Annotated in this window: 23 protein-coding genes and 1 tRNA gene; 17 read left to right on the forward strand and 7 right to left on the reverse strand. The window is 45.4% G+C overall.

Annotated features, from left to right (window positions below; translation table 11 throughout):
• Positions 1-11 precede the first annotated feature (11 nt).
• Positions 12-719, reverse strand: coding sequence for a dihydromonapterin reductase (folM, locus tag AWH61_RS13330; RefSeq protein WP_049588769.1), 708 nt, complete (start codon positions 717-719; stop codon positions 12-14).
• Positions 720-880: 161 nt separating this feature from the next.
• On the opposite strand from folM, the gene folE reads away from it, so the two are divergent.
• On the forward strand, positions 881-1,564 hold the full coding sequence (folE, locus tag AWH61_RS13335) for a GTP cyclohydrolase I FolE (protein ID WP_014951061.1): 684 nt from the start codon (positions 881-883) through the stop codon (positions 1,562-1,564).
• A 100-nt stretch (positions 1,565-1,664) separates the two neighbouring features.
• On the opposite strand, the gene AWH61_RS13340 is transcribed toward folE, so the two are convergent.
• Together AWH61_RS13340 and AWH61_RS13345 are read right to left on the reverse strand one after the other, a co-directional pair.
• Positions 1,665-1,892: a hypothetical protein gene (locus AWH61_RS13340; RefSeq protein ID WP_230598813.1), complete on the reverse strand. Its 228-nt coding sequence runs from the start codon at positions 1,890-1,892 to the stop codon at positions 1,665-1,667.
• A 338-nt stretch (positions 1,893-2,230) separates the two neighbouring features.
• A complete protein-coding gene (locus tag AWH61_RS13345) occupies positions 2,231-4,180 on the reverse strand; it encodes an amylosucrase (protein ID WP_075177307.1) in 1,950 nt (649 codons plus the stop codon).
• A gap of 279 nt (positions 4,181-4,459) precedes the next feature.
• Between AWH61_RS13345 and AWH61_RS13350 the strand changes: the two genes are divergently transcribed.
• Positions 4,460-5,677 (forward strand): MFS transporter, encoded by a 1,218-nt coding sequence (locus AWH61_RS13350; protein WP_014980533.1) that lies wholly within the window; start codon positions 4,460-4,462, stop codon positions 5,675-5,677.
• A gap of 125 nt (positions 5,678-5,802) precedes the next feature.
• Positions 5,803-6,621, forward strand: a complete 819-nt coding sequence (locus AWH61_RS13355) for a mechanosensitive ion channel family protein (protein ID WP_014977631.1) — start codon at positions 5,803-5,805, stop codon at positions 6,619-6,621.
• Between the two features lie 78 nt (positions 6,622-6,699).
• On the opposite strand, the gene gloA2 is transcribed toward AWH61_RS13355, so the two are convergent.
• Positions 6,700-7,083, reverse strand: coding sequence for an SMU1112c/YaeR family gloxylase I-like metalloprotein (gloA2, locus tag AWH61_RS13360; RefSeq protein ID WP_014951056.1), 384 nt, complete (start codon positions 7,081-7,083; stop codon positions 6,700-6,702).
• Between the two features lie 23 nt (positions 7,084-7,106).
• Positions 7,107-8,057 (reverse strand): aldo/keto reductase, encoded by a 951-nt coding sequence (locus tag AWH61_RS13365; protein ID WP_052247451.1) that lies wholly within the window; start codon positions 8,055-8,057, stop codon positions 7,107-7,109.
• 255 nt (positions 8,058-8,312) lie between these two features.
• Here AWH61_RS13365 and AWH61_RS13370 point away from each other — a divergent pair, with 255 nt between their 5' ends.
• The 5 genes from AWH61_RS13370 (at position 8,313) to AWH61_RS13390 (ending at position 13,106) form a co-directional block, all read left to right on the forward strand.
• Complete coding sequence (locus AWH61_RS13370) at positions 8,313-8,855, forward strand: lipocalin family protein (protein WP_014951054.1); 543 nt, start codon at positions 8,313-8,315, stop codon at positions 8,853-8,855.
• A gap of 98 nt (positions 8,856-8,953) precedes the next feature.
• A complete protein-coding gene (gene pyrC, locus AWH61_RS13375; protein WP_014951053.1) occupies positions 8,954-10,000 on the forward strand; it encodes a dihydroorotase in 1,047 nt (348 codons plus the stop codon).
• Positions 9,970-11,280: a substrate-binding periplasmic protein gene (locus tag AWH61_RS13380; protein ID WP_075177308.1), complete on the forward strand. Its 1,311-nt coding sequence runs from the start codon at positions 9,970-9,972 to the stop codon at positions 11,278-11,280. Before pyrC ends, AWH61_RS13380 begins: the two co-directional genes overlap by 31 nt.
• On the forward strand, positions 11,280-12,659 hold the full coding sequence (dbpA, locus tag AWH61_RS13385) for an ATP-dependent RNA helicase DbpA (RefSeq protein WP_014951051.1): 1,380 nt from the start codon (positions 11,280-11,282) through the stop codon (positions 12,657-12,659). The genes AWH61_RS13380 and dbpA overlap by 1 nt, the downstream gene beginning before the upstream one ends.
• A gap of 48 nt (positions 12,660-12,707) precedes the next feature.
• Entirely contained in the window at positions 12,708-13,106 is a 399-nt protein-coding gene (locus AWH61_RS13390; RefSeq protein WP_075177309.1) for an ACT domain-containing protein, read from the forward strand.
• Here the strand turns inward: AWH61_RS13390 and AWH61_RS13395 are convergent.
• Positions 13,103-13,795, reverse strand: coding sequence for a lysoplasmalogenase (locus tag AWH61_RS13395; RefSeq protein WP_075177330.1), 693 nt, complete (start codon positions 13,793-13,795; stop codon positions 13,103-13,105). The two genes, AWH61_RS13390 and AWH61_RS13395, sit on opposite strands and share 4 nt — an antisense overlap.
• A 122-nt stretch (positions 13,796-13,917) precedes the next feature.
• Entirely contained in the window at positions 13,918-15,984 is a 2,067-nt protein-coding gene (locus tag AWH61_RS13400) for a M13 family metallopeptidase (protein WP_075177310.1), read from the reverse strand.
• A 250-nt stretch (positions 15,985-16,234) separates the two neighbouring features.
• Between AWH61_RS13400 and AWH61_RS13405 the strand changes: the two genes are divergently transcribed.
• The 9 genes from AWH61_RS13405 to rplL all read left to right on the forward strand — a co-directional run bounded on the left by AWH61_RS13405 (position 16,235) and on the right by rplL (position 22,836).
• The gene (locus AWH61_RS13405; protein WP_075177311.1) at positions 16,235-16,858 is read left to right on the forward strand and encodes an RraA family protein; all 624 of its coding nucleotides are present in this window, start codon (positions 16,235-16,237) and stop codon (positions 16,856-16,858) included.
• Positions 16,859-17,096: 238 nt separating this feature from the next.
• Complete coding sequence (locus AWH61_RS13415) at positions 17,097-18,938, forward strand: ABC transporter ATP-binding protein (protein WP_075177313.1); 1,842 nt, start codon at positions 17,097-17,099, stop codon at positions 18,936-18,938.
• A gap of 167 nt (positions 18,939-19,105) precedes the next feature.
• Positions 19,106-19,182: transfer RNA gene (locus AWH61_RS13420), tRNA-Trp, on the forward strand.
• An 81-nt stretch (positions 19,183-19,263) separates the two neighbouring features.
• Positions 19,264-19,641: a preprotein translocase subunit SecE gene (secE, locus tag AWH61_RS13425; RefSeq protein WP_014951045.1), complete on the forward strand. Its 378-nt coding sequence runs from the start codon at positions 19,264-19,266 to the stop codon at positions 19,639-19,641.
• 4 nt (positions 19,642-19,645) lie between these two features.
• A complete protein-coding gene (nusG, locus tag AWH61_RS13430; RefSeq protein ID WP_014951044.1) occupies positions 19,646-20,197 on the forward strand; it encodes a transcription termination/antitermination protein NusG in 552 nt (183 codons plus the stop codon).
• Between the two features lie 250 nt (positions 20,198-20,447).
• The gene (rplK, locus tag AWH61_RS13435) at positions 20,448-20,876 is read left to right on the forward strand and encodes a 50S ribosomal protein L11 (RefSeq protein WP_014951043.1); all 429 of its coding nucleotides are present in this window, start codon (positions 20,448-20,450) and stop codon (positions 20,874-20,876) included.
• 4 nt (positions 20,877-20,880) lie between these two features.
• A complete protein-coding gene (gene rplA, locus AWH61_RS13440) occupies positions 20,881-21,576 on the forward strand; it encodes a 50S ribosomal protein L1 (RefSeq protein ID WP_014951042.1) in 696 nt (231 codons plus the stop codon).
• A gap of 306 nt (positions 21,577-21,882) precedes the next feature.
• Positions 21,883-22,401: a 50S ribosomal protein L10 gene (rplJ, locus tag AWH61_RS13445; protein WP_014951041.1), complete on the forward strand. Its 519-nt coding sequence runs from the start codon at positions 21,883-21,885 to the stop codon at positions 22,399-22,401.
• Positions 22,402-22,458: 57 nt separating this feature from the next.
• Positions 22,459-22,836 (forward strand): 50S ribosomal protein L7/L12, encoded by a 378-nt coding sequence (gene rplL, locus AWH61_RS13450; protein WP_015068303.1) that lies wholly within the window; start codon positions 22,459-22,461, stop codon positions 22,834-22,836.
• Positions 22,837-22,914 lie beyond the last annotated feature (78 nt).

Here is a 22,914-nt window from a genome sequence, read left to right on the forward strand (position 1 = left end):
AGGGGCAGTCTTTATCTTAAATGCCGCCCACCGTTAAGATGAAGGGTTTGCCCTGTCACGTAGTCACTATCAAATAAATAGTTCACGGCTTTCACGGCCTCTTGCGCCCCCGGTACTATCTCTAACAGTGATTTTTCTAACGCTTTTTGCTTATAAGCTTCGTCATCACCCTCATTGAACATAAGCAAAGCTGGGGCAATGCTATTTACTTTTACCTTTGGTGCTAGCTTCTTAGCAAATGATAGGGTCAGGTTGTGCAGAGCTGCCTTACTTGCCGCATAAGCCATGTGTTTCTCGCTGCCTGTTTCTTGAACGTAGTCAGTCATATGAATAATGTCAGATTGAACGTCGCAATCACAAAGAGCCTTTTCAAGTGCCAAGTTTATGCGGTAAGGGGCAACAGCATGGACCAACATCATTCGTTCAATCAAGCTATGCTTGTCATGGTTATCTTTTTCTTGCGCCCAATCTGACGCGTTGTGGATCACCGCTCGATAGGTTTTACTGATTGCCTTAATCTCATCAATTGCTCGATCAATAGCCGCCTCAGTGCTAAAATCCGCCTGTAAGACTGTAGCACCTTTATCCTCAAGCATTGAAATACTTGGACGAAGTGTTCGATAAGTCACGACAACGTGGTGGCCCTGGTCAAGTAAACTATTGGCCATAGCTAAGCCTAAACGTTGACTTGCGCCTGTAATTAACACAGGTGAATTCAAGATGATGTCCTTCTTTCGTAAAAGGTAACGGTTTTATTATTCTGTGCCAAATGCACAGTCGGTAGCAATGACATTAAATAAAAGTCATGTTGCCAAGTAATCGATCTGTAACGAACTCATGCTCGTACAAGATCAAAAAAGAAGTAACTACGGATAAAGTAATGTTAGCAAAAGAAGCGGTAATTGTGCGCGACGCACTAGACCCCTCTATTTCAGAGCCAGCACAACGTGTACGAGAAGCATTAGAAGCCAAAGGTTTAGAAACACCTATGGTGGCTAATGGTCTTACTGACGAGCAAAAGCGCAAACGAATTGAAAGTGCTATGCGTGACGTAATGGACACGCTTGGCCTTGATCTAACTGACGACAGTTTGTGTGATACGCCCACGCGAATCGCTAAAATGTATGTTAATGAAATCTTCGGTGGATTGGACTACCGCAAATTTCCTAAGATTACTGCCATTGAAAACAAGATGCAGATTGACCAGCCTGTACAGGTATCTGATATAAGCCTGACCAGCACCTGCGAACACCACTTTGTTACTATTGATGGCACGGCAACCGTTTCTTATATTCCAAAAGATACAGTAATCGGCCTTTCAAAGATTAACCGTCTTGTGGGTTTCTTTGCTCAACGTCCACAGGTACAAGAGCGTTTAACTCAACAAGTGTTAGTTGCGTTGCAGACGTTGACCAATACTGAAGACGTAGCGGTGAGCATTAACGCCACGCACTATTGCGTTAAGGCGAGAGGGATCCGTGATACTAATTCATATACGAAAACGTCTGCGCTCGGCGGCCGTTTCCTTACTGATAATGAATTGAAACGAGAGTTCTTTCGGTAGTTAATGGTTGTTTGTTTCGGAACTTTATTTAAGAACTTTAAAAGCCGCTCATGAAGCGGCTTTTTGTTTGCTAACATTTTGCTACGCTTTCCAATGCGCTTTATTTGATAACAAGCTCTGCATCCAGTGAATCGACAATCAAATTGATACGGCCACCAATACCATCGGCCGCCGTTAAACTGAGTACTTTATTGCAGCACCCACAAGATTCATGCTGTTCGTGATACATGTCGCGAACTGTTTCTAGCTGGAAGTCATTTATTGCGCCGCAATACGGGCACATGTATTCCAAAGCACTATCACTTTGCATCGTTTTATCCGTTACCATGTTAAACATATCCATATGACATAAGTCGAATCCCGCTGTGTAATACTTCTGCGTGAAGCAAGAAACAAACCACACACAACAAGAAGAGTGCTACTTCCGCGTCAATCAGTTTGAGAGCCAGTCAAACACAGGCCAAGCTACCAAAGTTATGCGGAAGCTACGTGAACTATCTATTCACTATAAAAAGTATAGTGGGTATTTATTGGTGTGCCTGTGAAAAAATGACTTATTCGATAAGTCACTGGCAGTAAAGATAATTAATTTGGCGACTAAGCCGCGGATAACTTGCTAACCACTTTTCAAACAGCAATTAGCAAGATATGGTGAAAGCTCGAACTTTAATCAGCAAGAAGCCACATTTGTTGAAAAGGCTCAAGCAATAGTGGTGAAGCATTCATTTCGACAGTTTCATCAGTTAGCAAATCTCGGCTTGATGCGCCCTTTAGTGTTGCCAAAAGGCTACGCTGAATGGTCTGAGGGTGCTCACTGAAGTTACATATCACAAGCAGCTTGTGACCCTGTGTATTTTCCCGAAGAAAAGCAAAGCAATGATGGTTATCGGCATCTAAAATTTGGGTGCTAGACTGCCCGAAAATCGCATTCTGCTTTCTAATTGCTATCATTTTGCGCAATCCGTTAAACACGCGAAGGCTCGCAGTCTCTGTAGGGTTGGCAGGCGAAGTGTTTCCTAGCGCCAATTCCGTATCTGCGCGGGTAACAGCAATTCGGTTTACCCATCTGTCGTCGTGCTTTTTGGTGTCATCAAATCGATAGCTGTAGTCATTAAGCTTGCCTACTTCGTCACTAGAGTAAAGTAGCGGAATACCTCCAATGCTAAAGGTGATACCGTAAAGTAGCATCATTCGTTTAACAGCGTCATCAATGCCTTTTGAATCGTTGGATTTAAGCGCGCCTTCTAGTCCACATAAAGAGGCCAGTGAACCACACACACGACAATCGCCGTTAGAAGGGTTTTCAGCAAACGGCACGCCGTTGGCAAAACTTCCTTCAAAACGACCGGTATAAAATTGGTTAAGAAAATGGCGGTGATCGAATGCGTTAATACCCAGTTCGCTGGCTACCGCGTCGTCGAAGGTCCATCCGATATCGTCGTGGCATCGCACGTAGTTCACCCATGTGCAGTTCTCAGAAATAGAGAAGCTCTTTTTCATTGAGCGCGTAAGCAAACGGGTTTTACGCGTGGCTAACGAGTTCCATAGCAGTGCCATTAGCAAAGGGTTGTAGGATAGCTGACACTCATCTTTGTCGATGTACTTAAGTACTTCGTCAGGGTGCACGATGGCTTCTGACTTAAAGACCACGGCAGGCGCTACAATCTGTAAGCAACAGTTGAACGCTTGTATAAGAACGTGAGCCTTTTCCTGATTTTCGCAGTTAGTACCGAGCTCTTTCCAAATAAAGGCCAACGCATCTAAACGCAGTGCAGCGCTACCTATATTGGCCAGAAACAACATTTCAGACGTGATAGCGTTAAACACCTCAGGATTACTGTAGTTTAAATCCCATTGAAAGCTGTTAAATGTTGTCCATACCCATTTTTCTACCTGTTCATTAAAGGTAAAGCTACCTCTTCTTACCTGAGGAAATATTTCTCTTAAAGTATGTTCGTACTGATCGGGAATGGTTCTGTCATCGAAAAGGTAGTAGTAGTCTTGAAACTGCTTATCACCAGCCAGTGCAGCTTTCGCCCAAGCGTGCTCGTCAGAGGTATGATTGAACACAAAATCGAGAACAAGATTTATTCCCTCTTTTTGCAGTGCTGAAGCAAGCTTTTCCAGGTCTTTCACTGTGCCTAGCGTTGGATTAACCTTGCGATAATCCGACACAGCATATCCGCCATCGCTATCCCCTTTGGGCGCATCGTATAAAGGCATTAAGTGTACATAGGTAACGCCTAAAGACTTAAAGTAGGGAATTTTGTCATGCAAGTCATTCAGAGTGGGGCCCATCAGGTCAACATAGCAGGCCATGCCGACTTGCTGTTCATCGCGATACCAAAGCGGGTTTTTTAACCTTTCATTATCAAGCTTTTTGAGTGCTGGTTTACGGTTTTTTAACCCGTCTCTTAATATTTCAACCAGTTTTTGTAAATGAAAGTAGCAGTCATACTGGTGCCCATAAACGTAGGTATATTTGTCAAAAAGACGAGGAAAATGTTCCTTCAAGCGACGCGTAAAAGTTGTTGCATCTTTCTTACTTAGGCCAGATAAATCGGTTGATGCCAAGATTCGGTCTAAACATACACCACTGTCAGCAGCATAGCTCATAGAAAACTCCAAAGTGCGACGCTTAGGTGCGTCATACAACCTATCCTAATTAACAGGTTTACAGGCTTTTTAAATTCTGTTAACTTTTATCTTAAACGATTAAGCTCATTTATCAAGTTTATTACATCGTTATTTTTGACCTACTGAATGCGTGCAATGATCAACGTGTTTTTGTGAAGTTTAGAAGGGTTGAACAAGGCCTTTCATACCGTGCTTGTGAGACAGACTATGCCCAATCATGATCCTAGTAGTAGAATTATCAGATGGCTAACCTACCTAATGTTTATGATGTTTGCGATGACGTCAGACTCGGTAGGCGAGATAATCAAAGAAGTGAAAGTGGCGTTCTCTGTCACCAATGCTCAAGCAAGCTTAATGCATTCACTCCCCATGTTAGGTATTGCCTTATCGGGTTTATTCCTAGGTTTTTTGGCTGATAAGTTAGGCCGCAAGCCTACCATTATCATTGGTTTAGCGTTGTTTGGCCTTGCCTGCTACAGCTTCTTAATTGCTAACGACTTTGTGTTGATTGTTAGTTTAATGAGCTTATCTGGCGTTGCCGTGGGCATCTTTAAAACAGGTGCGCTGGCGCTCATCGGTGATATTTCAACATCGACCAAGCAGCACACAGCAACTATGAATGGGGCAGAAGCCTTCTTTGGCGTTGGCGCAATTATCGGGCCTCTAATTGTCGCTTATCTTATCCATCAAGGCGTTGCATGGCAGTGGCTTTATGTAATCGCCGGTGGTGTTTGTACGCTACTTATAATCGGTGCTTTGCTGGTGAAATACCCCGCTTACACTCGCGATACAGCCTCAGGTGAAAAGAAAGTATCGATAGCGCAGAGCTTAAGTTTAGTGAAAAACCCCTATGCTTTAGGATTTTCAGTAGGCGCGTTTTTATATGTCGCCGCAGAAAGCGCCATTTATGTGTGGATGCCGAGTTATTTAGTGTGCGACGCGACTACGCTTAAAGCGACCTACGATTGTTATACTGAAGGCTTCTCTCAGACCCTTGCAATATACTCGGTAACGGCATTCTTTATCCTTCGTGCTGCAGGGCGTTTCGTAGGCATCTGGATGATGTCTCACTTCAACTGGGCATTGGTTCTTATGGTGTTCACTGGTGCTATTGTACTGTGTTTCGGTCTTGGTCTGTGGGGCGGAAAACAGCTTGCGTTGTTTCTATTCCCGCTAACGGGCATTTTTATGTCAGTAATTTATCCTACCTTTAACTCAAAAGGCATAAGCTGTTTCCCAAAACATCAACACGGAAGCGTAGCCGGAGTAATCTTGTTCTTCACCGCAGCAGGTGCGGCTGCAGGGCCTTTCATCATGGGCCTGGTGAGCGACGCCAACGGTGGCGACGCCAAGTATGGCTTTATGGTAGCCACGGGTTTTGCTGCCGTGCTCTTTGTTGGCTTGGTGTATAACTACATTAAGAACCCTACCAAAGAACGTTTAGCGGAAATTGAGGCAAGCGAATACGCCAACTAAACGCAATGCTCGCTCTTTATTCCTTAAAACCGTAACGTGCCGGGCTTGCTCTCGGCACTGGTTTTTCCTCACGTTGTTGTTTAAGCTTCGGTTATTCCTATCAGTTTCTAGTCTAATCACGTTCCATGGATGAGTTAAAACAAGCGCAAGCCCTTTACGACACTCTTGTAGAATTTGCAGTGACCTACAGTTTCCAAATTGTAGGCGCCATCATTATTTTTCTGCTTGGCTGGTGGGTGGCCAATAAAATAGGCCACATGGTTGAAAACCTGATGGTCAGCAGAAATATCGATATTACGCTGAGCCGCTTTACCGGCGGTGCCAGCAAGCTAGTGGTATTGGGTATCGTAATAATTATAGCATTAGGTAATGTGGGCATTAGCGTAACCCCACTTATAGCCGCCGTAGGTGCTGTAGGTTTAGGTGCAGGTTTAGCTATTCAAGGTATGTTGGCCAACTATGCCGCTGGCTTTACCATAATTATTACCCGTCCTTTCGTTGTTGGCGACACTATCCGCGTGCGTGGTGTTGCAGGGGTGGTCGATCAAGTCATGTTGCCCTATACCATTCTTATTGACGAAGACAATGTTCACATCCAAATACCCAACAAACTGATAGTCGGTGAAATCTTGCATAATTCTGCAGAGAACATGTTGATTGAACTTGAAATTGGCGTTGCCTATTCCAGTAAGGTCGATGAGGTAATCGATGTGATTCGCAAGGCTGTTGAAACGGTAGATGGAGTCAGCGAAGAAAAGTCACCCGCCATTGGTGTAGATAATTTTGGCGACAGCAGTATTAACTTTGGTATTCGGGTTTGGGCGCCAGCTGTAAGGCATTTCGAAGTGCGCTATGCACTAAACCAAGCCATTTTTAATGCCCTTCAGCAGCATGATATTGAAATACCATTCCCGCAGCGGGAAGTCAGGATGCTCGACCAATAAAAGTTTGTATCGCTATTGATAAAAATGCCGAATAAGAGACCCCTTATTCGGCATTTTTCTATTACGGCTTCGCGATTTTTAGATCTCGTATAGCTCTAGGGGTAAACCGTCAGGATCTTGGAAAAATGTAAAGCGTTTGCCGGTGTATTCATCGGTTCTCACTGGCTCGCATTCAACTCGCTTATTCGTTAGGTGGTTGATCATTTCATCAAGGTTGTCCACCTTGAACGCTAAGTGCCTAAGTCCTTGCGCTTCTGGGCGCGACGGTCTTTGCGGTGCCCCCGGAAACGAAAAAAGCTCAATCTGACTGCCATCAGGTAACGCGAGGTCACATTTGTAAGAGTCTCTGGCTTCACGGTAGTTTTCATCAATAATCGAGAAGCCCAACACGTCCGTGTAAAACGTCTTTGAGCGAGGGTAGTCACTACAAATGATAGCAACGTGGTGAAAGCCTTTCAGCATCTTAATTTCCTTAATATTTATGCTTACGGCATCTCTTGACCGCGAGCAGCCTCAAATAACTTGTACCAGTGCTCTCGACTTAAATGAACATCTTCAGCCTTTTGGCTTGCTTTAATTCTGTCAATATTGGTACTGCCCAAAACGGGCGCAATGTTGGCAGGATGTCGCATCAACCAGGCCAAAACAATCGCTTCAGGTGTAGTTTGATATTCACCTGCAAGTTGAGCCACTAAGTCTGCTGTTGCACGGTCATTACTATTTTCAACTTTTGCACCTGTGTATCTACCTTGTGCCAAGCTTCCCCATGCCTGAAGTTGCACGTTGTTCATCATGCAGTATTCAAGTGTACCGGGCGCATAACCTGTATCGCGATTAGCAGCACTGTTGGTAGTAATACCGTCTTCTAACCAGTCTCTAAAGCCAAGGCTCATTTCAAGTTGGTTGGCAATAATAGGTGTGGAAAGTGCAGACTGCAGGTAATTAATTTGGTGACCATGCATGTTTGAAACGCCAACATGCTTTATTTTACCTTGCTGCTGAAGCAGCTTCAGTGTACCGGCGACTTCGTCTAGCTCCATAAGTGGATCTGGACGATGCAGCAGCAGTATATCAAGCTGTTCTATTCCTAATCTAGAGAGAATGCCTTCAACCGACGTGTGAATGTGATTTGCTGAAAAGTCGTAACGCTTTGGTCCTAAATCATCCTCAAATCGTATTGCACATTTAGATTGGATAATCATTTTGTCTTTTAATTCGGGCGCTTGCTTGAGCGCTTCACCAAAAACCGTTTCGGCTTTGCCGAACGTATAAATATCAGCATGATCAAACACATTAATATCTAAACTCAGCACAGTATCAATGATGCTTCTTGCTTGGCTTATATCGGCTTTGGTTGCCGGTTTGTCGTTCCAACCGCCACCTAAGCCCATGCATCCATATATTAAGCGGCTTGCGTGTGGAAAGTGTGCATTCATGTCATTTTCTCCCTGTTTGAGAATATCGAGTGGGCAGGGCCTGTATTAGCTCAAGGCTTGTTTTAAAAGCACTGTAATATGGTCCAAGCGATAAGAAAAGTCTGATTAGGCGAGCGTATTTTTATTGTCGACCGTTAGCCTAGCTTGAAGGTTTATGGTGTTGCAGCACCGATAAAGATCATTATTGCGATGTAGGCGTGTATTTAAATTAATCAGTGGGCTTTTTAAAAGCTGAGTTCAAGGAAAAGAGGGCATATGTTTAAGCAGTTAGTTTCAATGATTATGGCGGGTATGGTGTGTGTGGGCTTGTCTGGCTGTACTGGCGTACCTGACAAGGTAGTGCCGGTTGAAGGCTTTGAGCTTCCTCGTTATTTAGGGAAGTGGTATGAAATAGCGCGCTTTGACCATAGCTTCGAAGAAGGATTAAGCGAAGTTACGGCAACCTATAGCATGCGCGATGACGGAGGGGTTAAGGTAATCAATCGCGGTTTTTCAGTAGAAGAAAATGCATGGGATGAAGCCGAGGGCAAAGCGTATTTTGTAGAGTCTGAAACGACAGGGCATCTGAAAGTATCGTTCTTTGGCCCATTTTACGCTAGTTATGTAATTATGGAGCTAGATAAAGAAGGTTATCAATATGCTTTGATAACAGGCCCAGATAAAGACTACCTTTGGATTTTAGCGCGAACACCTTCTATTTCAGATGAAGTCCGCACCCGTTTACTAGAAAAAGCGACATCGGCTGGGTACGACGTTAGCAAGCTTATTTGGGTAGAGCACGGCGAAGAGAATTCATAGCCACTTTCGAGCGAGTTGTTCTGCGCGCAAAATGGGAATTGTGCTATTATTGCGCGCATCTTCCCCTCTGTTTGAATAAGTACTAAGAGAGACAAGGCATGCAAACGCTCACCATTACTACGCCAGACGATTGGCACCTTCACTTTCGCGATAACGAAATGCTAGCTGAAACAGTGCCTGCAACCGCACGTTGTTTCCAGCGCGCTATTGTTATGCCAAACCTTGTACCACCGGTGGTTAATGCTGAAATGGCCATGGCGTACAAAGGGCGAATTGAAGCTGCGCGACCTAAAGGCAGTAGCTTTGAGCCACTAATGACCTTATTCCTTACTAATCAAACTACACCTCAAGACATTATCGATGCAAAACAAGCGGGCGTAACTGCGTGTAAGCTATATCCTGCAGGGGCCACTACTAATTCAGACGCCGCAGTAAAAGGCATTCAGGCTTTATACCCCGTATTCCAAGCCATGCAAGAGCAAGGTTTGCTATTGTTGATACACGGTGAAGTGACAGAGCATCACATTGATATTTTTGACCGTGAGAAAGTATTTATTGATACCCATTTAGGGCCTATCGTTGACGCATTCCCTAAGCTGAAAGTGGTGTTTGAGCATATTACGACAGCAGATGCCGCAAGCTTCGTAGCGGGCGCCAGCGAATTTGTTGGAGCCACCATTACCCCTCAGCACTTATTGTTAAACCGCAACGATTTACTGGTTGGCGGCGTACGCCCTCATAACTATTGCTTGCCAGTGCTAAAACGCAACACGCATCAGAAAGCGTTGCGCGATATGGTGGCAAGCGGCAACAAAAAATTCTTCCTAGGTACCGACTCGGCACCTCATGCAAAACATAAAAAAGAAAATGCTTGCGGCTGCGCGGGTTGTTATAGCGCATGGTCTGCAATTGAGCTTTATGCCGAAGTGTTCGAGCAGCTAGGCGCAATAGATAAGCTTGAAGGATTTGCTAGCCATTACGGTGCAGATTTTTATGGTTTACCACGAAATACGACTACAATGACATTAGTGAAAGAGTCGTGGACGGTGCCAGAACAAGTAACCCTAGCTGATGGCACCGATATGGTTCCATTTTATGCGGGGCAAACGTTGCAGTGGAAATTAGAAAAGGCATTTCAAGCGTAGTTTTTGTTGTTATTGTCTGTTTATGTGCCCTGTGGAGTTCATCCACTTGGGCACAAGCATTCTCTTACTCTCACGCCCCCGATTTACCAAGTACCCTATCTCCCTCTGAGAAGCAGAGTATTCAATCTTACTCACTCACAGTGTTTAAAAATGCCTTATCAAAAAATGGCATTGATTTAACGCCTGCTACTGACACTATATCGAATAAAGCTGACGTCCTTATCAATTTGATCAGAGATGAAAATAACGAAGATAGTTATTTTTGGATCACGCCGCTATTTGCCTTTGAATGTGGAAATAATGTTCGATGTACGCCGAATGCGGGCAGTCAGGCAACGACAATAGCAGTGAGCTATATCGCACTGAGCAAAAGTGAAGATTCTGCCGATTTTGCAGAGCGGTTGAGCGAACTGATTGCTCAATACAAAGGTTCAGACAACTTCACATTGCTTGCTAGCGCTATACGGGATGAACTGAAAGCATCTTTCCCAGCCACAATACTTACTTTTGGAACACTAAGCTTAGCAGGTGAGCTGCATGCTAATACCGACAATCTTTGGGTCATCGCCGACATTGTGCCACTTTTTTCAGAGGTGGGAGAGCGAGGAAAGCTTAAAGGTATTGCAGCAGACTTGGTCAGAGACATATTAGATGAGATGACGCTAAAGCAGAGTATCCTTTCCGCGCCATGGGAACGTATTGCAAAGGAAGCAATGACCAAGTCTAACGTATTGGTATTCTCAGTAATTCGCACGCATGAAAGAGAAAGCGTGTTTCACTGGGTAACGCCGGTATCAAGAAACCTTCATGGACTGTACGGCATTGATAAGCCCTATTTTGAATCCTTTGCCAACGTACCAAAGAACTTCAGGGTTGGTACCTTATTGGAAGACTACCGCTATAATGTTGCGATAGAGAATGGCTTCAAAGTAAAAGCCTATGATTCGTGGCAGGCATTAGTGGATGCACTGATCAACAACGAAATTGATACTATTTTCGGTTCTCAGGGGGCAATTGACTTTGGATGTAACCCAAAACAATTTAAATGTGAGACAATAACCCTATCGAGTAAGTACGACATTTCAACGGCCTACCTAGCACTGTCAAAGAAAGACACCTGTGTTTTGGTTTTAGAGAAGCTCAAGTTAGCGGCGGCCGGTGTGAAAATGAGTGACAAGTTTAATGAGCAGCTTTCTTCCTGGAGTGACATGGTGTCCCAAGAATACGGCATAGCTCATCATACCGAACATGGTGTAGTGCACCTTTGGAACCCAAATTAATGACAGTTGAAACAGTTAAGCATTTAGATATAAACCCTGCCATCACCAAGGCGCTAGACTCACAAGGCATTTACCAACTTTCCCCTATACAGGCACAATCGCTCCCTGAGGCGTTGCAGGGGAAAGATGTGATAGGCCAAGCGCAGACGGGCAGCGGCAAGACTCTGTGCTTTGTAATTCCTGCCTTGCAGCACGTAGAAGTGAATGATTTTACCACGCAGGCCATCATACTTTGTCCTACCCGAGAGCTTGCTGATCAAGTGGCTCAGCAGTGCCGTTCGGCGGCTAAGAACATCGGTAATATTAAAGTGACCACGTTATGTGGTGGCCAGCCTATGGGGCCGCAGATTCAGTCACTGAAACATAGCCCGCACATCATTGTGGGCACGCCGGGTCGCGTAATGGACCATGTGGAAAAGCGTCGAATTGACCTAAGTAACGTAAAGTTGCGTGTCCTCGATGAAGCCGATCGCATGTTAGATATGGGCTTTGAAGACGATTTACGCATTATTTTCGGTCAAACGCCAAAACAAGTGCAAACCCTATTGTTTTCTGCAACCTTTACGGAACAAATTGAGCGTGTAGCCAAGCAGTACCTGCACAACCCGGTAACCTGTAAAGTTGAGTCTCAAGACAGTAAACCCGCTATCACCCAATTGGGCTACAACGTGCTCCCGCACACACGCACTCAGGCGCTTAAAGCGGTACTTACCCACTACCAACCTAAAAATGCCATTGTATTTTGTAACCGCAAGGTTCAGGTAAATGAAGTAGTTGAGGAGCTTATCGAAGATGGCTTTAGCGCAGCTGGACTTCAGGGGGACTTGGAACAGCATCAACGCACATCGGTGCTAATGCAGTTCGCCAGCGATGCGCTACAAGTACTTGTTGCCACCGATGTAGCTGCGCGAGGGCTGGATATTGATGATGTTGCCTGCGTAATTAATTATACGGTAAGTGAAGAGCCGGAAACCCATATTCACCGCATTGGTCGCACGGCGCGAGCAGGCGCACAGGGCATGGCGGTAACGCTAGTCAGCGATGACGAAGAGCACTTCTTGCGAAAAATAGAAGTATTGCAAGAAAGCGATATTCCACTTAAAGGCGCACAAAGCCTGCGTTTTCATAAAAACAAAATTACTCAGCCTGAATTTACCTGTATTTCACTAAGCGCGGGTAAAAAAGAAAAGCTTCGCCCAGGCGATCTGGTGGGTGCACTTACCAAAGATGCGGGCATTCCTGGCGACGACTTGGGCAAAATTAAAGTGCAAAACAGCATGAGTTTTGTCGCAGTGAAAACGCGAAGCGTGAAAAAAGCCATGGCGCACTTTAGAGAAGGAAAGATCAAAGGAAAACGTATTAGAGCCCGAAAGCTTTAATATGCGCTCTTAGATCTAAGTACTGACGTTATTCAATGGAAGGTGAGTGTGGTCGCTGAAACTGACTTGAGCGTGTTACTGAAAAATCTGAATCCTGTGGCGAGTAGTGAAGTTTACGTTTTCACTACCTTGCCTGCTGACAGATTAACTAGTGCGTTAATTTCAGTAGCTAAGGGTATGTTTCAGGAACGCGAGGGCACCACGCTTATTCTTCCGGTTGCCGCAGCCGAGAAAGCTAACTTGCAATTTGAAGGTTATTACCGCTGTATAACCTGTGAAGTGCATTCTAGTTTGGAAGCGGTAGGCATGACTGCAGCTATGTCCACTGCGCTGGGTAAGGCAGGAGTTAGCGCCAACGTGGTGGCCGCTTATTATCACGACCATATTTTCGTGCCAGCTGAAAAAGCCGGTTTGGCGATAGACGTTTTAACTTCGCTGTCTAACTAGGCCTGACCCTTTTCTTCCTGCCTGTTCTCTTTTCTCAAAAACGCATCAACAAGCCCCATGGTTAAGCAATATTGGGCTCCAAAGTAAGTTGTCATTACCCAAAAGGTAGACAGTGGAAGCGGGGTTTTGAAAACCGACTGGGCGAGAATGGCATCTGATATCACAAAAAGTAACGCACCGGTTACGATCAGCTTAGTTTGAGCCAACCACACTGCGGTTAAACCCATCAGTGTGATTACGCTAATATAGGCGACTACAGGGTAAAATAAGGCTTTCGACGCTGGCAGAATGTGCACTGCCATCATTACGGCAAAGCTAACCATAATAATACTAATGAACCACTTTGGTTTGCGCGAAATGATATGGTCGCCGGGCGTTTCTACTAGGCGGCGATGCAGCAACGCAAAACACATAGCATACGTTAAATGGGCAACAAAAAAGCACGCCAAGCCGGTAATAAAACTATCAGCAAAGGGCAAGGCCAGACTAACATCTCCGGCAAGACTAAAAAGTAACGCCGTCAACACCATGTATCGCGGCATGGCGCTAAGTTTTGTATAGGCGAAAACTGCCAGTACCACAATAGGCAGGGCTTTGGGTAAGAATTGCGCCACGTAGGGGGTAAGCGGCAGCGTCGCCAGGTAAATCAACGCTAAGCTGCTAAAGACAATAGTTGTTCTTACCTTCATATTTAGCCTTTTTGAAACTGCTCGGTCATACACTTCAACACGACAAAAAAAGCCCCAGTTTGGTGAAGCAAACATGGGGCTTTAGCTATCGAATTTTATATGCGCTATTCAATGTGCGCGAATTACCAAATTTTTACGCGTTCTTCTGGTGGTAAATACAACGCATCTTCTTCGGTCACGTTAAACGCTTCGTAGAATTCAGGTACGTTGCGAACAGCACCGTTAGTGCGGAACTTCGTAGGTGAATGGGTATCGGTTTGTACTTGGCTGCGCAACGCCTCTTCGCGATATTTGCTTGCCCAAACCTGGCCGTAACCAATGAATACACGCTGGTCGCCAGTGAAACCGTCTAGTTCAGGGGCTTCTTCACCATCAAGAGACAGGTGGTAAGCTTTAAGTGCGATGCTGATGCCGCCAAGGTCGCCGATGTTTTCACCTAGAGTATATTCACCGTTCACGTGCAAGTCAGGCAGAACCTCAAACTGGTTATACTGTTCAATCAAGTTTGCAGTGCGTGCTTCAAACTCGCCGCGATCTTCGTCAGTCCACCAGTTTCGCAGAACGCCGTCACCGTCAAAGGTTGACCCTGAATCATCAAAACCATGGCCAATTTCATGACCAATTACCGCGCCAATGCCACCGTAGTTAACCGCATCTTCGGCGTTCATGTCAAAGAACGGAGGTTGAAGGATAGCCGCAGGGAATACAATTTCGTTTAGCGGAGGGTTGTAGTAAGCATTAACAGTTTGTGGTGTCATGCCCCATTCATGGGTCCACACTGGGCCGCCTTGTTTCTTAAGCATTTCTTCGTACAGCACGTCCGAAGAACGCTTTAGGTTTCCAAACAGGTCACTGGCATTAACTGTCAGCGCTGAATAGTCTCTCCACTGGTCTGGGTAACCAATTTTCACGGTAAACTTAGACAGCTTGTCTAGTGCTTGTGCGCGGGTTTCATCTGTCATCCAATCAAGATTTTCGATACTTTCTTTGTAAGCTAACAACAGGTTATTAACCATTTCCATCATGCGATCTTTCGCTTCAGGCGGGAAGTGCTGTTTCACATAAACCTTACCGATTAGCTCGCCTACATGGGAATTTGAAAGGCTTACTGCACGACGCCATTGTGGCTGTTGCTCTTCAACACCGCGAAGCACTTTGCTGTAGAAATTGAAGTTTGCTTCATCAAGCTCGGCATTTAAGCGACTGGCTGAAGCATTTAACAAGCCCCACTTAAGGAACGTTTTCCAATCTTCCAGTGAAGTATCTGCAATAACGCCATCAATGTTTTGCATGTAGTCTTTTTGCAGGATGCCTAGTGAAGGAATGTCGCTAATGTCCGCTTCAGTAAGATAAGCGTCCCAGTCGAACTTAGGCATTAACGCTTTAAGTTCTTCAATTGTCAGTTTGTTATAGTTGGCAGCAAAGTTACGGGCCTGCTCTTTTTTCATATGTAGCTGAGCAATTTTAGTCTCAAGTGCGAACAGCATATCCGCACTTTCTTTAGGCGCGTCGAAACCCGCCAGCTCAAACATGGTTTGAATATGTTTAACGTAGGCATCGCGAATGGTTTGTGATGTTTCGTCGTCCTTGAAGTAGTACTCGCGCTCAGGAAGGCCTAAGCCCGACTGCCACGTGTACATTAAATATTCTTTTGGCGACTTAAGATCAGGGTATTGAGTTAGGCTGAACGGCGTACCGTAGCCATAGCGAGCTGCATAAGCGAAATACTCAGCAAGGTCGGTGTAGTCTTCAATGGCATCAATCTTAGTTAACTCAGGCTTTAGCGGTGTCATACCAAGTTCGTTGCGGGTTTCCATGTCCATATAGGCACGGTAAAAATCACCGACTTTTTGCTCGTCGCTGCCCGCTTTAAAGTCGCCTTCGGCAGACGATTTTATAATATCCATAACGTGATCTTGTGCTTCATCGCGAAGGATCACGAAAGAACCGTAGCTCGATTTATCTGCCGGTATTTCAAAATTATCAAACCACTTGCCGTTTACGTAGCGGAAAAAGTCATCACCCGGGTCAACAGACAGATCCATATTTTCTTTAATGACACCTGAAGAAAGCTGTTGTTGAGCCTCTTCGGTAGCCGCGCTTTGTGTCTGTTGTTCTGTGGATGAATTTTGTGGGCTACAAGCCGTGAGGGCCAGTGCCACGCTTAAGCTTAAAACGCTACGTAACATGTCGAGTTTTCCTTTTCATTTTATTGGGCGACATTTGGGCTTGCCGCTTATTGTTTTAGTGCGTTGCGAAACCTGTGCATCCCTTCGAAAGAATGGTGTGGCGTATTGCGTGCACGCTTTTTACTAATTTTTAGCATGGCGGGGGGGATAGAAAAAGTGTTTATAGTGAAAATACACAGCTTGTAACAACTTGTAGGGCTAATTTCGCTATAGTGTTTTTTTCACACACTACAACATTCAAGGAACGGCGATGGACTTACACAATATCCCTTTCGATAGCGTATCACCCTGTGAGTACGCCGATGCGCTGCCAAGAGAGCAGTTCATGCACTATGCGATAAAACCATTGTGGGAAGGCATGCCACGCATTGCGGGTCCAGCATTTACCGTTAAGTGTGAGCCGGGAGACCATCTTATGCTGCATGCGGCGATATATCGCGCAAGCCCCGGTGACGTTATTGTGGTTGAAGCCGATGATGAATTCGCTGTTGCGGGCGGTAACGTCTGCGCGATAGCCCAGTCTCGCGGCATTAAAGGCTTCGTGATTGATGGTGTTATACGCGATCTTGCTGAAACCCGTGACAACAAATTCCCGGTATTTGCCAGGGGCGTTATACCCAAGCCAGGAGCCAAAAAGTGTATAGCCCCGTTAAATGAGCCGATTACCTGTGCTGGTGTAACTGTTCGCGCCGGAGATATCATTGTTGCAGACGAAGAGGGCATTGCAGTAATTCCAAAAGATGAGGCGCTAGCAGCCTATGACATTGCTCAAAAACGTGCCCAGAAAGACGGCTCTATGTCACTTGAACAATGGCAGGCTGAACATGTTGAAAAAGTAGAAGGCATACTGGCTAAATTAGGCTTTGCAGAGTGAAGGTTTGCAGAAATTTAGCCATGCTTCGACTGATTTTTGATAAGCCCTTTACAAATCCCTTCACTAAGCGCTTCATTAAGCAATTGGCTTTGCCAAATATTAACCAATATTAAATGAGCTTTGCGGTAAAAAAGCACCGCAAAGTTCAACACACTTTCAGTTATCGTGTAGAATTGTGACCCAGCAATTTGGGGCATACGTAAACGTGCTCTGTCACTGAATAATTAACGAGTTCTACATGTTTTCATTTTTTGAAAAGCTGACCCAGCCTTTCCCCGACACGCCGCCTACCCAACCGCCAACAGGTATCGTTGCATTTTGTAAATACTACACAAAAGGCATGTGGGGCGTAATCCTTACTGTTTCCGTGCTAAGTGCCATTGTTGCCATGTTAGAAGTGGCGCTTTTCGGCTTTTTAGGGCAGTTAGTTGACTGGTTCTCTGATCAAAACCGAGCCACGTTTTTAGCGGACCAAAAATTTACCCTCATTGGCATGGGTTTAACCGTTCTCGTTTTTATTCCATTGTTTATTTTGTTGCGCTCGTTGTTTTCTCGTCAGTCCTTGATGGGGAACTACCCCATGCGCATTAGATGGCAAGCGCACCGCTATTTGCTTGGACAAAGTTTAACCTTCTTTCACGATGAGTTTGCCGGCCGTGTGGCCACCAAGGTGATGCAGACTGCACTATCGGTAAGAGAGACTGTAACCAAGGTTCTCGATTTGCTGGTGTACATCAGCGTTTATTTTATCTCTATGGTAGTGCTTATTTTCAGCACTGACTGGCGCTTAGCCATGCCGCTTATCGTGTGGTTCTTTGTGTACATCGGCATTTTAAAAGTGCTGGTGCCTAAACTAAAAGAAGTCTCGCAAAAGCAAGCCGACGCGCGCTCATTAATGACCGGACGTATTGTTGATAGCTATACCAATATCACCACTGTGAAGCTGTTTTCACACAGTCGCCGCGAAGCGGATTACGCTAAAGAAAGCATGGATGGTTTTCTTAAAACGGTTTACCCCCAAATGCGTTTGGTCACCGTGTTGGAATTCTGCGTGGAAATGGCTAACGCCATTCTTATTTTCACCGTTGGTGCGCTATCTGTGTATCTGTGGATGGAGAACATTGCGAGCCCGGGCGATATCGCCATCGCTATTAGTCTGTGTTTGCGACTAAACGGTATGTCGCACTGGGTTATGTGGGAAGTATCAGGTTTGTTCGAAAACTTAGGCACGGTGCAGGACGGCATGAATACACTAGCGCAGCCTATTGCAGTAAAAGACAAGCCAAAAGCCGACGCGTTAAAGGTAAATGGCGGCGGGATTAATTTCGATAATGTGCATTTTTCTTATTCAGGTGCAGACAACAAACCTATTGATGTGTTCACTAACTTGGATTTAGCCATTAAGCCCGGAGAAAAAGTGGGCTTAGTGGGCCGTTCTGGCGCGGGTAAATCGACATTGGTTAATTTGCTCATGCGTTTTTACGATACCCAGAGTGGTCGCATTGTCATTGACGGCCAAGATATTACTGAAGTAGGCCAAGAGACCCTTCGCGCCAAAATCAGCATGGTGACACAAGATACTTCACTGATGCACCGCTCCGTACGCGACAACATCCTTTACGGTCGAACCGACGCGACAGAAGAAGATATGATCCGTGCAGCCAAACAGGCCGAAGCCCACGACTTTATTCTTACGCTTACCGATAGTCACGGTAGAACAGGGTACGACGCGCATGTAGGTGAGCGAGGCGTTAAGCTTTCAGGCGGTCAGCGCCAGCGCATTGCTATTGCCCGCGTGTTACTGAAAGACGCGCCCGTGCTGGTACTAGACGAAGCCACATCGGCGCTAGATTCAGAAGTTGAAGCAGCCATTCAAGCCTGTTTGGATAAAGTGATGGAAGGCAAAACCGTGCTGGCTATTGCGCATCGCTTGTCGACCATTGCGCAAATGGACAGGTTACTTGTTCTGGATAAGGGCAATATTGTAGAGCAGGGGACCCATGCCGAGCTTATTGCGCATGATGGGATATATGCCAAGCTTTGGGCACACCAAACGGGCGGATTTATAGGCGTTGAATAGGTAAGGCGCGAATTAGCGTTCAATCGCAGATGGGATGGATAAACCGCTTGTATCTTGAAAGTGGTTAAGTATAATACGCGTCCCTCCCTTGCGATACCGCACTTTCCTTAGAAAAGACGCACAACTCACAAGGGCAGTGTAAGTAAATTTTGTCTTTTAGACACCACAGGGGTGTAGTTCGAATTGGTAGAACAGCGGTCTCCAAAACCGATGGTTGGGGGTTCGAGTCCCTCCACCCCTGCCAAATTTACTTAAACTAAGAATTTTTAAGTTGCGCATTTTTTAGATGCGTAAAACAACGACGCTGTAGTGCTAGGATCGTAACATGAGCGAAAAGACGGAAAATCAGTCCAATGCATTGGACATGTTTAAATGGGTAGTGGTTTTTGCACTACTTGCCGGTTTAGTAACCGCTAATACAATGTACGGTGAGATCTCGGTACTATACCGTGCCATCGCAATTGTTGTAGTTGTTGGTATAGCTGGTTTCATCGCGGCAACTACCGAAAAAGGTAGCACCTTCTTGAGCTTTGCTAAAGAGTCTCGCACAGAAGTTCGCAAGGTTGTGTGGCCAACTCGCCAAGAGGCGAACCAAACTACACTTATCGTGCTAGCAGCGACGTTAATCATGGCACTAATTTTATGGGGACTAGACGGCATCATCGTTCGTGTAGTTGGCTTTATTACAGGAATAGGAGCATAAGCGTATGTCTGAAGAAGAAGCAGTAAAGAAAAGATGGTACGTAGTTCAAGCCTATTCACAATATGAGTCTCGCGTTAAGAAGACCCTGCTTGAATACATCAAAATGCACAACATGGAAGACTACTTTGGTCAGGTACTAGTACCAACAGAAGAAGTAGTAGAAATGCGTGCTGGTCAAAAGCGTAAGTCTGAGCGTAAGTTCTACCCAGGTTATGTATTGGTAGAAATGGCGATGACTGAAGAGTCATGGCACTTAGTGAAAAGCGTACCTCGCGTACTTGGTTTCATCGGCGGTACATCTGATCGTCCTATGCCAATCACGCAGAAAGAAGCTGATGCTATCTTAAATCGTCTTGAAGAGAACGTTGATAAGCCAAGACCAAAGACGCTGTTCGAGCCAGGCGAAGTTATTCGCGTTATCGATGGCCCATTTGCAGACTTCAACGGTGTGGTAGAAGAAGTAGACTACGAAAAGAGCCGCGTAAAAGTATCGGTACTTATCTTCGGTCGTTCTACTCCAGTAGACCTAGAATTTGGTCAGGTAGAAAAAGGCTAAGCCTACCCAAGCTACCGTATAGCATTTTTAAAAAGCCCCGTTTGACGGGGCTTTTTTGTATAAGGTCTCCGGTTAAAAGCCGAGAGCGTAAAAATACTGACCTTTCGATGGTTTTTTATTCTAATTAGCCCTTGCATAGTAATTAATCACCTTATATAATGCGCGCCCTTTTAAACGGAAACGGGAAGCCGATTGAGCAAATAATCTCTGTATTTGCGAGGCGTTAGACCCAAACAAGAGAGCATGTAAAATGGCTAAAAAAGTAAGCGGTATTATCAAGCTTCAGGTTGCAGCAGGCGCTGCTAACCCAAGTCCACCAGTTGGTCCTGCACTAGGTCAACACGGTGTAAACATCATGGAATTCTGTAAGGCTTTCAACGCGAAAACAGAAAGCCTTGAGAAAGGCGCTCCAGTACCAGTAGAAATTACTGTATACGAAGATCGCTCTTTCACATTCGAAACTAAGACTCCTCCTGCGTCTTACCTGCTTAAGAAAGCAGCGGGCATCAAGAGTGGTTCTGGCCGTCCTAACACTGAAAAAGTGGGTAAAGTTACTCGCGCTCAGTTGGAAGAGATTGCTAAAACTAAAGAGCCAGACCTTACTGCAGCTGATCTAGATGCAGCGGTACGCACTATCGCGGGTTCTGCTCGCTCAATGGGCTTGAACGTAGAGGACTAATCGAATGGCTAAATTAACTAAACGCGCTCGCCTAATCCGCGACAAAGTTGACTCTACTAAAGAGTACGAAATCAACGAAGCAGTAGCGCTTCTTAAAGAACTAGCAACAGCTAAGTTCGCAGAAAGCGTAGACGTATCTGTTAACCTTGGTATCGATGCGAAGAAATCTGACCAAAACGTTCGTGGTGCAACTGTACTACCTAACGGTACTGGTAAAGACGTTCGCGTTGCAGTATTCACTCAAGGTGCAAATGCTGAAGCAGCTAAAGAAGCTGGTGCAGACATCGTTGGTATGGATGACCTAGCTGAGCAAGTTAAGAAAGGCGAAATGAACTTTGACGTAGTAGTTGCTAGCCCAGACGCAATGCGTGTTGTTGGTCAACTAGGTCAAATCTTAGGTCCACGTGGCCTTATGCCTAACCCAAAAACTGGCACTGTAACGCCTGACGTTGCAACGGCAGTTAAGAACGCTAAAGCTGGTCAGGTACGCTACCGTAACGATAAGAACGGTATCATCCACGCTAGCATCGGTAAGATCGCGTTCGAAGCGAACCAAATTCAAGAAAACCTTGAAGCGCTACTTGAAGCACTTAAGAAAGCTAAGCCTTCTTCTGCTAAAGGTACATACATCAAGAAGATCAGCCTAAGCACTACAATGGGTGCTGGTGTTGCTCTTGATAAGGCTTCTGTAGGTCTTTAATTTCGCTGAGCTTAGGCTCATCGAAATCTCTTAAAGGTTATGGGTTGGAGCTGTGACAATTAGCAGTGCTAATAAGCAGCTCCCGTCCTAGACCGCAGGTGCGGTGTGGTGAAAGAGGTAAGAGAACTTTCACAGTCAACACACTGCTTAATACAACAACCTGCGCAGACGGTGGTTTGACTCAGACTCTCTGGGGTAACAAACACCGTAGAGCGGTATCAACCATGAGGGTTGGTATCAATCTGTGAACCCTGACGGCGTAAGCGGGTAACCGCAAACAAAGTCAGATACAAAGAGGTGAACTCAGTGGCACTAGGTTTAGCAGCAAAAAAAGAGATCGTAGCAGAAGTTTCTGAAGTTGCGTCTCGCGCTCTATCCGTAGCCGTTGCTGAATACCGTGGGATGGAAGTTGCAGAACTGACTGACCTACGTGTTAAAGCTCGTGAGCAAGGCGTCTACCTAAAGGTTGTACGTAATACTCTTGCAAAGCGTGCTCTAGCAGACAGTCAATTTGCAGACTTAGACAGCGCCTTAACTGGTCCGCTTATCTATGGTTTCTCTATCGACGCACCAGGCGGTGCGGCACGTCTTTTCAAAGACTTCGGTAAGACTAACGATAAGCTAAAAGTTACAGCACTATCTATTGGTAGCGGTCTTCTTGGTCCAGAGAAATTGGACGCAGTTGCAGCACTACCTACCCGCGACGAAGCGCTTGCGAAACTACTTGCAACCTTCAAAGCACCAGTTGGGAAATTCGTTCAAACAATCAACGAAGTTCCTGGCAAGTTTGTGCGCGTATTGGCGGCGGTCAAAGACACCAAGTAATTGGCGTTTTTGGCATATTGATTTTTTTAACATTTTATACCCAGGAGTTTAGAGAACATGGCTCTAACTAAAGAAGATATCTTAAACGCAATCGCTGAAATGCCAGTAATGGAACTGGTTGAACTAATCGAAGCGGCTGAAGAAAAATTCAACGTATCTGCTGCAGCTGCTGTTGCTGTTGCTGGTCCAGCTGCTGGCGGTGACGCTGCTGCTGCAGAAGAAAAGACTGAATTCGACGTTGTAATGACTTCATTCGGTGGCAACAAAGTTGCAGTTATCAAAGCAGTTCGCGGCGCGACTGGCCTAGGTCTTAAAGAAGCTAAAGAAGTAGTTGAGTCTGCTCCTAAAGCTATCAAAGAAGGCGTAAGCAAAGATGAAGCTGAAGCACTTAAGAAAGAGCTTGAAGAAGCTGGTGCAGAAGTAGAAATCAAGTAATCTGACATAGTCAGATTATTGCCTGAGACGGCAAGGCTGGTGGTTTTTTAAACCACCAGCCTTTTTGCGCTGTATAGT

Source organism: Alteromonas sp. W12 (assembly GCF_001924945.1).
GTDB classification, from domain to species: domain Bacteria; phylum Pseudomonadota; class Gammaproteobacteria; order Enterobacterales; family Alteromonadaceae; genus Alteromonas; species Alteromonas macleodii.